Annotated in this window: 11 protein-coding genes; 6 read left to right on the top strand and 5 right to left on the bottom strand. The window is 64.0% G+C overall.

What is annotated here, in order from left to right:
• Positions 1–98: 98 nt before the first annotated feature.
• The 5 genes from NKI52_RS12045 to NKI52_RS12025 all read left to right on the top strand — a co-directional run bounded on the left by NKI52_RS12045 (position 99) and on the right by NKI52_RS12025 (position 4739).
• A complete protein-coding gene (locus NKI52_RS12045) occupies positions 99–836 on the top strand; it encodes a hypothetical protein (RefSeq protein WP_352698093.1) in 738 nt (245 codons plus the stop codon).
• A 36-nt stretch (positions 837–872) separates the two neighbouring features.
• Positions 873–1007, top strand: a complete 135-nt coding sequence (locus NKI52_RS12040; protein WP_023677431.1) for a hypothetical protein — start codon at positions 873–875, stop codon at positions 1005–1007.
• A 37-nt stretch (positions 1008–1044) separates the two neighbouring features.
• Positions 1045–1944 carry a bifunctional methylenetetrahydrofolate dehydrogenase/methenyltetrahydrofolate cyclohydrolase FolD gene (gene folD, locus NKI52_RS12035; protein ID WP_352698091.1) on the top strand — a complete coding sequence of 300 codons (900 nt, stop codon included), beginning with the start codon at positions 1045–1047 and terminating at the stop codon, positions 1942–1944.
• A gap of 16 nt (positions 1945–1960) precedes the next feature.
• The gene (locus NKI52_RS12030) at positions 1961–2959 is read left to right on the top strand and encodes a GlxA family transcriptional regulator (protein ID WP_023677433.1); all 999 of its coding nucleotides are present in this window, start codon (positions 1961–1963) and stop codon (positions 2957–2959) included.
• Positions 2960–3071: 112 nt separating this feature from the next.
• On the top strand, positions 3072–4739 hold the full coding sequence (locus NKI52_RS12025) for a vWA domain-containing protein (RefSeq protein WP_352698089.1): 1668 nt from the start codon (positions 3072–3074) through the stop codon (positions 4737–4739).
• Between the two features lie 45 nt (positions 4740–4784).
• Here the strand turns inward: NKI52_RS12025 and edd are convergent, their stop codons facing one another.
• The 3 genes from edd to zwf form a co-directional block, all read right to left on the bottom strand.
• Positions 4785–6608, bottom strand: coding sequence for a phosphogluconate dehydratase (gene edd, locus NKI52_RS12020; protein ID WP_352571635.1), 1824 nt, complete (start codon positions 6606–6608; stop codon positions 4785–4787).
• A gap of 73 nt (positions 6609–6681) precedes the next feature.
• Positions 6682–7395 carry a 6-phosphogluconolactonase gene (gene pgl / locus NKI52_RS12015; RefSeq protein WP_352571634.1) on the bottom strand — a complete coding sequence of 238 codons (714 nt, stop codon included), beginning with the start codon at positions 7393–7395 and terminating at the stop codon, positions 6682–6684.
• Complete coding sequence (zwf, locus tag NKI52_RS12010; protein ID WP_352698086.1) at positions 7377–8846, bottom strand: glucose-6-phosphate dehydrogenase; 1470 nt, start codon at positions 8844–8846, stop codon at positions 7377–7379. Before zwf ends, pgl begins: the two co-directional genes overlap by 19 nt.
• A 272-nt stretch (positions 8847–9118) precedes the next feature.
• On the opposite strand from zwf, the gene NKI52_RS12005 reads away from it, so the two are divergent.
• On the top strand, positions 9119–9865 hold the full coding sequence (locus NKI52_RS12005) for an SDR family oxidoreductase (RefSeq protein ID WP_352698084.1): 747 nt from the start codon (positions 9119–9121) through the stop codon (positions 9863–9865).
• A 63-nt stretch (positions 9866–9928) separates the two neighbouring features.
• Here the strand turns inward: NKI52_RS12005 and NKI52_RS12000 are convergent, their stop codons facing one another.
• Positions 9929–10729, bottom strand: coding sequence for an SH3 domain-containing protein (locus tag NKI52_RS12000; RefSeq protein WP_352698083.1), 801 nt, complete (start codon positions 10727–10729; stop codon positions 9929–9931).
• 259 nt (positions 10730–10988) lie between these two features.
• Positions 10989–12275, bottom strand: coding sequence for an NAD(P)/FAD-dependent oxidoreductase (locus NKI52_RS11995; RefSeq protein ID WP_352698081.1), 1287 nt, complete (start codon positions 12273–12275; stop codon positions 10989–10991).
• Positions 12276–12353 lie beyond the last annotated feature (78 nt).

Below are 12353 nucleotides of genomic sequence, written 5' to 3'. Positions count from 1 at the left end.
CGGCGACCAAATTAACCTTTTATTTCCTATGCCTGTTTAGCATCGCCTAACCAGTGGCGGTCGCTAGGTCCCAGCCCGAGGGGAAGGCTCCAGAAACCATGGCTTATAGGAAAAATCGTGAACACTGGAGGAACGAGCAGTCCTTGCTGTCGCTCGTCGAGGCGGTGCGCGGCGAGGACGAAGCATCGCTGGTTTCGCTAGAGGACCGCGCAGGCCCGCCATGGCGCGAGGATGCCGCCACACGCCATCGTCTTGCCCGCTCGCGCCGCGAAGCGCGTGCCAGTCCGATCCTGTTGGCGGCCGCCGGCATAAGCCAGCCCGATCCTGATGAGCCAGAGGGCGGCACCATACTGACGGAAGAGGCTGCAGCTGCCGATGTTTTTTTCGACCCCGCTGGCTCCCATGGCGGCCCCGTTGCCGGTTCCGCCGATCGCGCCGCGTACCGGGCAGCACCGCCTGCCGCTTCGTCGGTCGAGGTCGCGCGCACCAAACGTCCAGGCGCGATCGGTGCCGTGTTGTCGGCGCTGCGCCGGCTCGTGCCTGGCAGAGCGCCGGAGGAGATGGCGTCCGGTGAGACTTCCGCCGCGACAAATTCCACCGCAGCGATGCCGCCTGCGTTCCACCCGCAGCCGTTCTATGCCGGTCGGGCACCTTATCCGCAGCAACCCCCGCCGCCGCATTCGGCCCGTACTCAGGCCTGGTCGAGGAAGGCAAATCAGGCCTCGGAAGCCGCCGATCAGCAAAGCCAGATCGAGGAAATCCGCGCCAGCCTGCGCGAATTCCGCGAGGTCGTTCGCGAGCTCACCGAAAACCGCGCGCGCCGCCGCTATTTCTGAGCGTCGTATAAAACATGCCGGTTTCGAGTTAACGGCATGGGACGGCGCATTGACGGGATTGCCCGGCTCGATTTTCGTGAAAATGCCGCGCTGCATGTCCGCCCGCAGCGCATGGTTCTGGGCAACGGCCTGCATAAAAGATATCTGGAGCGCGCCGCATGGATGTTTTAACGCGGCAGGCTTACGCGATAGGCGTCGAGGGTGGTTCATGGCTGAGTTGATTGACGGAAAAAGCGTCGCCGAAGACGTGGTGCGGCGGGTCAAGGCCCTGACCGCCGAACTGACGGAAAAGGGCGGACGGCAGCCCGGTCTCGCCGTGGTCATCGTCGGCGAGGATCCGGCGAGCCAGGTCTATGTCGCCTCCAAATCCCGCACCGCCAAGGAATGCGGCTTCCATTCGGTTCAGCACACGCTGCCGGCCGAAACCTCCGAGCCGGACCTGTTGAAGATCATCGGCCAGCTCAACGCCGATCCGGCCATCAACGGCATCCTCGTGCAGCTTCCGCTTCCCGGCCATATCGATTCCGGCAAGATCATCCAGACCATCGCGCCGGAGAAGGATGTCGACGGCTTCCACTTCATCAATGTCGGCAAGCTCGGCACCGGCGAACTCGAGACCGCCTTCGTGCCTTGCACGCCGGCCGGCTCGATGCTGCTGATCGAACGCGTGCGCGGCAAGGACCTGTCCGGTCTCAATGCGGTCGTCGTCGGGCGTTCGAACATCGTCGGCAAACCGATGGCCAATCTTCTGCTTGCCGCCAACTGCACCGTCACCATCGCACACAGCCGGACCAGGGACCTGCCGGCGCTTGCCCGCACCGCCGATATTCTGGTCGCCGCCGTCGGCCGGTCTGAAATGGTCCGCGGCGACTGGGTCAAGCCTGGCGCCACCGTCATCGATGTCGGCATCAACCGCGTCGCCGCACCTGAAAAGGGCGAAGGCAAGACGCGCCTCGTCGGCGACGTCGCCTTTGCCGAAGCAGCGAAGGCGGCCGGCGCCATCACGCCGGTGCCGGGCGGCGTCGGACCGATGACCATTGCCATGCTGATGGCCAACACGCTAGCTTCCGCCTATCTCGCAGCCGGATTGAAACGGCCTTCCTTCTGACCAGAAAGCAGCGTCCTTGCCGAACCTCACTGTTCCCTTAGAACGGCCGGTCACCAATGATCCCGTTCAGGGCGGGAGGCAGTTCGGGTTTCTGTTGGTCGACAAGTTCTCCATGTTCTCGCTGGCCGCGGCAATCGACACGTTCCGGTCGGCGAACCGGCTGCTCGGCCGCGATTTCTATGGCTGGACTACGGTGTCGGCCGACGGCGACGCCGTCATGGCGTCCAACGGCCTGCCGCTCAAGATCGACTACGCGGTTGCCGATCTGCCGCCGGTCGATATCCTGTTCGTCTCGGTCGGGCTGACGACGGAATTTCCCGGCAAGAGCAAGGTGCTGGCAGCGCTGCGCAGTTGGGGCCGGCGCGGCAATGCGCTCGGCGCGCTTTCGGTCGGCTCCTATTTGCTTGCCGAAGCAGGCCAGCTCGATGGCTATCGCTGCACCATCCATTGGGAAAACCGCGCCGGCTTCCTCGAACGCTTTCCGGACATCAACTGCACCGGCAACGTCTTCGAGATCGACCGCAAGCGCTACACCTGCGCCGGCGGCACCACATCGATCGACCTGATGCTGGAGATCGTGCGCGGTGATTTCGGCTCGAGCCTCGCCAATGGCGTCGCCAACCAGTTCCAGCATGAGCGCATCCGCTCGGCCGGGGACCGCCAGCGCGTCGGCCCGGAACGCGACCTGACCGGCAAGTCGGAGAAGCTGCGCCGCATCGTCGAGCTGATGGCCGACCATCTCGACGAGCCGCTGTCGGCGGTGCAACTCGCCAAGTCGGCGGGCCTGTCGGTGCGCCAGGTCGAGCGCCTGTTCCTGCGCCATCTCAGTGTGACGCCCGGGCGCTATTATATGCGGCTCAGGCTCGAGCGGGCGCGCGAATTGCTGCGCCAGACAAACATGCCGATCCTCGACGTGGCAATCGCCACCGGCTTCACCTCGCATTCCTATTTTGCCCAGAGCTACCGGCTGCAATTCGGCCGGCCGCCTTCCGAGGAACGCCGCACGGCGTATTGAGGGTTTGGCAGAGAGGCGACGCAGCTTCGTACTCCGTCCGGGCTTGTGTCGCGACCCGGCGTCAAATAGCTTTCCGGCGCCGAGCGGCGGCGACTGACGGGGGAGATTTTTGATGGCGGGATTTGTGCAGAGCGTCGCTGCGGCCGCCCTGTTGCTGTGGACGACGGGGTTCGGCTTCGCCGCCGATCGCGTCATCGTCATTCTCGATGCCTCCGGCTCTATGTGGGCGCAGATCGACGGCAAGCCCAAGCTCGAAATCGCCCGTCAATCGCTGCGGAACGTGCTGCAATCGGTCCCGGCCGAGGAGGAAATAGGCTTCATGGCCTATGGCCATCGCGAGAAGGCCAGTTGCGACGACATCGAACTCATCGTGCCACCGCAGGCAGGCTCGGCAAGTGCGATCTCAGCCGCGGCCGACAGCTTGAAATTTCAGGGCAAGACGCCGCTGACCGCTGCGGTCAAGCAAGCGGCGGAAGCATTGAAATACACCGAGGACAAGGCGACGGTCGTTCTCATCACCGATGGCATCGAGACATGTAGCGGCGATCCCTGTGCGCTCGGCAAGGAACTGGAGGCTGCTGGCGTCGACTTCACCATCAATGTCGTCGGCTTCGGCCTGACGGCGGCCGAGGGCAAGCAGGTCGGTTGCCTCGCCGACAATACCGGCGGCAAATATATCGAAGCGTCGGATGAAAAGGCATTGCAGGACGCCCTCGTCGAGACCGTTGCGCCTCCGCCACCCGCCCCTGAACCGACTCCCGCCCCGCAGCCTGCTCCCCAGCCGGCGCCCGCCCAGCCGGCGGAGTCCAATTTCGTGCCCACCGTCGCGCTTGCCGAGGGTGGCGATCCCGTCACCGACGGCAATGCCTGGGAGATCTACAAGGCGAATTCCGACGGCACGCGCGGCGATCCCGTCACCACCGAATATGGCACCTACAAGGGCAATCTGGAGCCGGGCGACTATATCGTCGTCGCGCGTGCCGGCGAGGCCAGGGCCGAACAGAAGATCAAGATAGAGCCTGGCCAGGTCGCCAAACCGCACTTCAACCTGAATGCCGGCACGCTGGTCATCCACCCGCGGCCAAGCGAAGGAGCGGACGTTGATGACGGCGCGGCTGTCGTAATCGGCTATCCCGGCGTCGACACCCCGCCGACCTATTACGGTGACACGAAAGTCGTGCTGCCGGCCGGTGACCAGAAGGTGACGGTCACGATCGGCCAGGGCATGGTTATCGAGACGATCCCGCTTGCCGCCGGCAGGGTCATCGACAAGGACATCATCGTCGGCGTCGGGCGTATCGTCGCCAACGCCTATTATGCTGCCGGCGGCGACAAGGCCGAGGGTTCGGGCGTCGGCTTCAAAGTGCTCCAGGCGAAAAAGAACGTCGACGGAACCAGGCAGGAGGTGACTTATGCCTACGGTCCGGACAGCAAGTTCTATCTGCCGCCCGACGATTATGTAATGGTCGCGACGGTCGACCTTGCGGTGGCCGAGCAGCCGTTCAGCGTCAAGGTTGGCGACCATCAGGATCTGAAGATCGCGATGAACGCCGGCGTGCTGACGATAACCGCGCCAGGGGCCTCGAAGATCGAGATATTCGAGGCCAGGAAGGCCATCGACGGAACCCGCAAGTCGGTCGGCTACGCCTACGACCAGAAGTATCAAGCCACCCTGTCGGCCGGCGACTACGCGGTGGTTTCGGAGAAATCGGACAACAGCTCGAGGCAAGGCACGGTAACGGTCAGGGCCGGCGCGCGAGCCGAGCTGACCGTTCAGTAGATCTAAGGGAGAGCGGCCACCAGCCGCTCTTCCATGGTCGAAAAGTCACGCCGTACCGAAGGCGCTGGCGCCATGGTCGGCGCGTCCCACCAACTGCCGGAACCCGGCGAAAAGCTCGCGGCCGAAGCCGAATTCATTGCCTATGAGGTCGCTGTCCGCGGGGCGGCGCAGTGCGAAATCGCCGGCTGGCACCAGTACCTCCAGCGTCCCGGCCTCGGCGTCGAGCCTGATGATATCGCCGTCATGGATCCTGGCGATAGGCCCGTCCTCCGCCGCTTCCGGCGTCACGTGAATCGCCGCTGGCACCTTGCCTGAAGCGCCCGACATGCGGCCGTCGGTGACCAACGCCACATGCTGGCCGCGGTCCTGCAGGATGCCGAGCACGGTGGTCAGCCTGTGCAATTCCGGCATGCCGTTGGCCTTCGGTCCCTGGAACCGAATGACGGCGATGAAGTCGCCGGTCAGCGACCCCGCCTTGAACGCCTCGTTCAGGCCTTGCTGGCTGTCGAACACCTTGGCCGGCGCCTCGATGACGCGCCGCTCCGGCTTGACCGCCGATGTCTTGATGACGGCGTGGCCGAGATTGCCCGAAAGCACTTTCAGACCGCCGCTCGGCTGGAACGCCTTCTTGAACGGCGCCAGCACCTTCTCGTCCCCGCTCTCGCGCGGCGAAGCCTCGCGCACGACGCCGCCGTCGGCGCCGAGCCTGGCCTCGACCGCGTAGGGGCGCAGCCCTTCGCCCCACACCGTCTGCACATCCTCGTGCAGGATGCCTGCGTCGAGCAGTTCGCGGATCAGGAAGCCGAGCCCGCCGGCGGCGTGGAAATGGTTCACATCGGCAAGGCCGTTCGGATAGACCCGCGCCAGCAGCGGCACCGCTTCCGAGATGTCGGAGATGTCCTGCCAGGTAATGGCGATGCCGGCCGCCGCTGCCATAGCGATCAGGTGGATGGTGTGGTTGGTCGAACCGCCGGTGGCGTGCAGGCCGACGATGCCGTTGACGATCGAGCGCTCGTCGATCATCCGCCCGACCGGCGTGTAGGCGTTGCCGAGCGCGGTGATCGCCAGCGCCCGCTTCGTCGCTTCCCTTGTCAGCGCGTCGCGCAGCGGCGTGCCGGGATTGACGAAGGAAGCGCCAGGCGTGTGCAGGCCCATGATCTCCATCAGCATCTGGTTGGAATTGGCGGTACCGTAGAAAGTGCAGGTTCCCGGCCCGTGATAGGATTTTGATTCGGCTTCGAGCAGTTCGGCCCGCCCGGCCTTGCCCTCGGCATAGAGCTGGCGGATCTTGGCCTTTTCGTCGTTCGGAATGCCGGTCGTCATCGGCCCGGCCGGGATGAAGACCGCCGGCAGATGACCGAAGGTCAGCGCCGCGATCACCAGCCCGGGCACGATCTTGTCGCAGACGCCGAGATAGACGGCGGCATCGAACATGTTGTGCGACAGGCCGATTGCCGCGGCCATGGCGATCACGTCGCGCGAGAACAGCGACAGCTCCATTCCGGGCTGGCCCTGGGTGACGCCGTCGCACATCGCCGGCACGCCGCCGGCCACCTGGGCGATGCCGCCGGCCTCGCGCGCCGCATCCTTGATCAGCGCCGGAAACGTCTCGAAAGGCTGATGTGCCGACAGCATATCGTTATAGGAGGTGATAATGCCGAGATTCGGTACCCGGTCCCCGCCAAGCGCTACCTTTTCGGAAGGGCTGCAGACGGCAAAGCCGTGGGCCAGGTTGCCGCAGGACAGCACGGCCCGGTTGGCGGTGCGGTTCGAGGCTTCGGCGATGCGGCCGAGATAGGCCTCGCGACCGGGCTTGGAGCGCTCACGGATGCGCTGGGTGATGGCTTCGATATCGCGTCTTGCGGTCATGGCGGTCGGTCCTTTCAGGCGAGGTCCCGCAAACACCTTCCGGCTGTTGCCGGGACCTGCAGCCAAGTTGAGATCAGGGTGCCCAGAAAACCTCTACGGGCTTTTGAGTGGCATCGAGCACGGCGCGAATGGGCTTTCGTGCTCCAACTCCAAGCGCGGCCTCGAATGCGGTGCGTTTTTCCGCGCCCTCGATATGCAGCGCGATGAAGGCGGCATTGATGATCCGCGCCAGTGACAGCGTCAGCCGTGGCTCGCCGGCACTTGCCGCGTGAACCGGAAGCACGATCCTTTGCGACGACGGATCGAGCAATCTTGCCAGGTTGTCGGCATCCGGAAAGAACGAGGCGGTGTGGCCATCAGTTCCCATGCCTAGCACAACAACGTCGAGTGGCCAGGGCAGCACTTGCAGCGCCTCACTGTCGGAGACCGCTGCACCCTCGATCGTTGCCGCGGCGTGGTAGAGCGGCACGAAATTCGCGGCGGCGGCCGCGTTCTGCAGCAGGTTGGCGGCAACCAGGCCGGCATTGGAGCGCGGCGATGAGGGCGGCACGAAGCGCTCGTCGACCAATGTTATCGTCACCTTTTCCCAGGCGATCGGAACGGTCGAAAGCGCCGCGAAGAATTTCGCCGGCGTCGTGCCGCCCGAGACCGCAAGCAGCGCCATGCCGCGCTCGGCGATCGCCTTTGAGAGACGGCCGGCGACGTGGCCGGCAAGCGCTGTCGCCAACTCCTGGCGTCCGGCAAATTCGTGCCAGTTGTAGGCGCCGCCTAATTGCTCTCGTGCCATGTCCGCCCGTCGCGTTCGATCAGCGCAATCGAGGCCGAGGGGCCCCATGTGCCGGCGGTGTAGCCTTGCGCCTCTTGCCTGCCGCTTTCCCAGGCGTTCTGGATCGGGTCGATCCATTTCCACGCCGCCTCGACCTCGTCGCGGCGCATGAACAGCGTCTGGTTGCCACGGATGACGTCCATGATCAGCCGCTCATAGGCATCGGGGGCGCGGCCGTCGAAGGATTGCGCAAAACTCATGTCGAGCGGAATCTGGCGCAGCCGCATGCCGCCCGGCCCCGGATCCTTGATCATGATGAACTGCTTGACGCCCTCGTCGGGCTGCAGCCTGATGACCAGCTGGTTGGCGGAGATCGGCCCGGCGCTCTCGCCGAAGATCGAATGCGGGATCGGCTTGAATTCGATGACGATCTCCGAAACGCGCGTCGCCAGCCGCTTGCCGGTCCGGAGATAGAACGGCACGCCCGCCCAGCGCCAGTTGCCGATCTCGGCTTTGAGCGCAACGAAAGTCTCGGTGTTGCTGTACTTGCCGAGCTCCTCGACATAGCCTTTCACCGGCCCGCCGGCCGAGGCGCCGGCACGGTATTGTCCGCGCACCGTGTGCTTCGGCGCTTCGTTGCCGTTGATGCGCTTCAGCGCCCGCAGCACCTTCAGCTTTTCGTCACGGACGGCATCGGCGTCCATCGACGACGGCGCCTCCATGGCGACGAGGCAGAGCAGTTGCAGCATGTGGTTCTGCACCATGTCGCGCAATGCGCCGGCCTTGTCGTAATAAGTGACGCGGTCTTCCAGGCCGACTGTCTCGGCCACGGTGATCTGCACATGATCGACATTGGCGGAATTCCAAAGCGGCTCGTAGAGCGCGTTGGCAAAGCGCAGCGCCATCAAATTCTGGACCGTCTCCTTGCCGAGATAGTGATCGATGCGGAAAATCTGGCTTTCATGGAAGTCGTCGCCGACCAGGTCGTTGAGCGCGCGCGCCGAAGCTAGATCGCGGCCGATCGGCTTTTCCAGCACGATGCGCGAATTCGGCGTGATCAGCCCGTGCTCCTTCAGCTTGTGCGAGATGTCGCCGAACAGTGCCGGCGCCACCGCCAGATAGAAAGCGCGGATGTGTTCGCTGTCGCCGATCGCCTTCTTCAGCCTGTCGAAGCCGGCACCTGTGGTTGCATCTGCCGGGACATAGGAAAGCCGTGCGAGGAACGTCTTCAGTTCCGTGGCGTCGATATCCTCCGGTTTCACATGATCGGCAATCGCCTGCCTGGCGAACGACTGGAATTCCTCGTCGGTCATCTTCGAACGTGATGTGCCGATGATGCGCGTCGGCTCGGAAAACTGGTGGTCGCGCTGCCGGTGGTACAGCGACGGCAGAAGCTTACGTTCCGACAGGTCGCCGGTGCCGCCGAAAATGATGAAGTCGAAAGGGTCGACGGGAATGATCTGGCTGGTCATGGTCTGTCCGCTGTGACGCCGGTCGCGATAACGCGGCTGATATAATCTAATCGATTTAAACTTGCCAGTGCCATTGCGTCACATCCGCGTGTGCTCTTGACACCGGCGCTGGCCGGAGGCTTGTCGGCAAGCGATGCTTCCGGAGCCTTCGCAGTTGCAGCATAGAGCCGGATGGCAGCGAAAGCCAAAGGAGAAATCGTCGATGGACGCACATCTTTCGATGGCCTGGCCAAACGCGTCGTCGATCGTCTTCAACGATGAGTGAGAAAAGCATGCGCCTCAAGAACAAGGTCGCCATCATCACCGGCGCTGCCTCGGGTTTTGGCGAGGGCATGGCCAGACGCTTTGCCGAGGAGGGCGCGCGCGTAGTCGTCGCCGATCTGAACGCCAAGGGCGCAGAGCGCGTTGCCGGCGAGATCGGCGAAAAGGCGATCTGGACCCAGGCCGACGTCTCGCTGCGGTCCGAATTCGACGACATGGTCCATGCTGCAATGCGCGCCTTCGGCCGCATCGACATCATGGTCAACAACGCCGGTTATACCCATCGCAACGGTGACATGCTGGAAGTCGACGAGGCGACCTTCGACCTGATCACGTCAGTCAACATGAAGGCGATCTACCACGCAGCGCTTGCCGTGGTACCGGTGATGGAGCGGCAAGGCGGTGGCGTCATCCTGACGACGGCCTCCACGGCCGGTATCAGACCGCGGCCCGGCCTCACCTGGTACAATGCATCGAAGGGCTGGGCGATCACCGCGACCAAATCGATGGCGGTGGAACTCGCGCCGAAGAACATCCGCGTCAACTGCCTCTGCCCAGTTGCCGGCGAGACCGGCATGCTCGCGAAATTCATGGGCGCCGACACACCCGAGATCCGCGAGAAGTTCCGCGCGTCGATCCCGCTCGGCCGGCTTTCGACGCCGCTCGACATAGCCAATGCCGCGCTTTGGCTCGCTTCGGACGAGGCGGCTTTCATCACCGGCGTGGCGCTGGAAGTCGACGGCGGGCGTTGTATTTGAACGGTCCGGTTATCCGGCGGAGGACCGGCTGATGGCGAGCGACCCGCAATCGCTCTGCCGGCCCTACGCCCCGGTTTTGACGTAGCTCTTGTAGATCCAGCCGCGCTTGCCGTTGTAGACGATCTGGCACCATTGCTTGCAGCTCATCACTTGCACCGATGTCTTGGCCGGCACGGTGAGAATGGCGGCCGCATTCTTTTTTGGGCCGGTGCGCATGGTGACGGATCTCAGGATGCGTCCGGTACCGGCAGTATTGGCTCTTCCGGATTTTGCCTTGGTGCTGTTGTCGTCTTCGCTCGCGGTCTGCGTCGGCAGTTGCGGCTTGGGCGTGGGGATGGCGGCGGTCTGCGCGCCATCGGGCCCGCTGTTTTTCGTTGAGCTGCCGGGAGCCGCGACCTTGGCAAACAATGCCGCAGCGTCGGGTTTTGCTGCCGGGTCGGCGAATGCCACCGAAGCAGACGATTTATCGGTCGCCTGCTCGGTCTGGCTTGCCATCTGGTCGGATGCTGCCGTGGCGGCGGCCGATGCCGTTTTTGGCCCCGTCCAGCGCGGATCGTTGGGAGCCAGCGCTGGTATCTCGGCTTCCGCTGCGGCCACCGCTGGGGAAACCGCATCTGCCTTGCCCGTCGTCCGCGGCGCCGCAGCAAGCTTGGCAGGCATGATCTTCGTCGTCTTGACCGGGATGGTCGGAACGATCTGCTCAGGACTTGCGGCCGCTTGTCGCTCATTTGCCGGCAATGCCAGCCACAGTGCCACCGCGGCAACGCCGAGCAGTGCGGCCGTGCCAAGCGCGGCTATCACCAGATGCGCGTTCGACCGGACCCCGTGCCAGAACGTCGGCCGCATATCGTAACCGAATTGCATCGCAAGGCGCCGTCGTTCCGGCGCGCCGAAACTGAAGGGCTCTCTCACACTTGCCACCTCCATTTGCGGGCCGATGTTCTTACGACCCATGCCGGAGAGCCGGCATTTCGATCGGCATCGGTCCCAAACCAAAAGCGGGCAGGCCCGCAAAAATTCCCCGTTCAGCTGCCCACGAGCATCATCTTTCGCCCGCGATTGTGGCATCACTGCGCCCTTGGCCGGAATTCTGCGCCCTGGTTAAGGATTCTGCAACGTCTGGTTAAATCCTGTCCCGCAACGCGTACCAGTTGAGCGCAAGAAAGAGCAGTGGCGCGCGCAAACGCCGGCCGCCGGGGAAGGGTGGAATTTTCAGGTCCTCGATCAGCTTCAGCCGGTCGCGGTTGCCGGCGACCGTCTCGGCATAAAGCTTGCCGAAAAAGTTCGACAGCATGACGCCGTGGCCGGAATAACCGCCGATCGAGGTCACATTGGGCATCACTTCGCGCACGAACGGCTTTCTCGGCACGGTGATGCCGACATAGCCGCCCCAGCCATGCGTGATCTCGACGTCCTTCAGTGCCGGATAGATTTCGGCGATCTGCCGGCGGATGTGGATGTGGATGTCCTTGGGATCGTTGACCGCATAGATCTCGCGCCCGCCAAACAGCAGCCGCCCGTCCTTCGATTTGCGGAAATAGCGCACGACGAAGCGCGAATCGTCGACCGCCTCGCCACCCGGCAACACTTTGGAATCGGCTCCCAGCGGCACCGTTGCGCCGATGAAGGAGCCGATCGGCATGATATGCGCGGCACTCACCGGTTCGAGCGTGCCGCCATAGGCATTGACCCCGATCAGGCATTTAGCGGCGGCGATCGTGCCCTTCGGCGTCACAACCCTCACCTTGCCGCCGCTGGAGGTGATGCCGGTCGACGGCGTCTGCTCGAATAGCTTTGCGCCGGCCTCTGCCGCCACCTTTGCGGTGCCGATGACCAGTTTCAGCGGATGGATGTGGCCGGTGCCGGTGTCGCGGGTGCCGCCGAAATAATGCGTCGAGCCGAGCCGCTCGGCTGTCTCCGCGGCATCCATGAATGAGATGTGCGGATAGCCGAATCGGCTCGCCATGATCTCGGCATGCGCCTTGTAGTCGTCGACATAGCGCTTCTTGTGCGCCACCGACATCTGGCCGGGCATATAGTCGATCTCGATCTGGTGCATCGCGGCAAAGTCGAGCAGATGCGCCTTGGCCTCTTCGGCCAGGTCGAACAGCGCCTTGGCGCGGGAAAAGCCGTATTCCGCTTCCAGTTCCTCTGCCCAGGCCCGTTGTCCGGTGCCGAGCTGGCCACCATTGCGGCCCGATGCGCCGTCACCGAAACGATGCGTTTCGATAAGCACGACATCCGCGCCTGTCTTGGCGAGATGAGCCGCCGCCGACAGACCGGTAAAGCCGCCGCCGACAATCACGACATCGCATGTCCGGTCGCCGTCGAGCGTCGGATATTCGGGCCTTGGCCCGGCCGTGTCTTCGTACCAGGAGCGGCCGGGGGAGATTGGGGATTGGTAAGTCATGATGCTCGGCTAGGGGAGTAGGGGAGTAGGGGTGTAGGGGAGTAGGGGAGTAGGGACGAATGGCTGAGATAACGGGTT

This window comes from Mesorhizobium sp. M0590 (assembly GCF_040320905.1).
Classification (GTDB): Bacteria; Pseudomonadota; Alphaproteobacteria; order Rhizobiales; family Rhizobiaceae; genus Mesorhizobium.
This window is presented reverse-complemented; position numbering and strand designations above follow the sequence as displayed.

What these genes read in the sequence shown, in the direction of transcription:
- NKI52_RS12045 (WP_352698093.1), top strand. Translation starts at nt 99, where the DNA reads ATGGCTTATAGGAAAAATCGTGAACACTGGAGGAACGAGCAGTCCTTG.
- NKI52_RS12040 (WP_023677431.1), top strand. Translation starts at nt 873, where the DNA reads ATGGGACGGCGCATTGACGGGATTGCCCGGCTCGATTTTCGTGAAAAT.
- folD (WP_352698091.1), top strand. Translation starts at nt 1,045, where the DNA reads ATGGCTGAGTTGATTGACGGAAAAAGCGTCGCCGAAGACGTGGTGCGG.
- NKI52_RS12025 (WP_352698089.1), top strand. Translation starts at nt 3,072, where the DNA reads ATGGCGGGATTTGTGCAGAGCGTCGCTGCGGCCGCCCTGTTGCTGTGG.
- edd (WP_352571635.1), bottom strand. Translation starts at nt 6,608, where the DNA reads ATGACCGCAAGACGCGATATCGAAGCCATCACCCAGCGCATCCGTGAG.
- pgl (WP_352571634.1), bottom strand. Translation starts at nt 7,395, where the DNA reads ATGGCACGAGAGCAATTAGGCGGCGCCTACAACTGGCACGAATTTGCC.
- zwf (WP_352698086.1), bottom strand. Translation starts at nt 8,846, where the DNA reads ATGACCAGCCAGATCATTCCCGTCGACCCTTTCGACTTCATCATTTTC.
- NKI52_RS12005 (WP_352698084.1), top strand. Translation starts at nt 9,119, where the DNA reads ATGCGCCTCAAGAACAAGGTCGCCATCATCACCGGCGCTGCCTCGGGT.
- NKI52_RS12000 (WP_352698083.1), bottom strand. Translation starts at nt 10,729, where the DNA reads ATGCAATTCGGTTACGATATGCGGCCGACGTTCTGGCACGGGGTCCGG.
- NKI52_RS11995 (WP_352698081.1), bottom strand. Translation starts at nt 12,275, where the DNA reads ATGACTTACCAATCCCCAATCTCCCCCGGCCGCTCCTGGTACGAAGAC.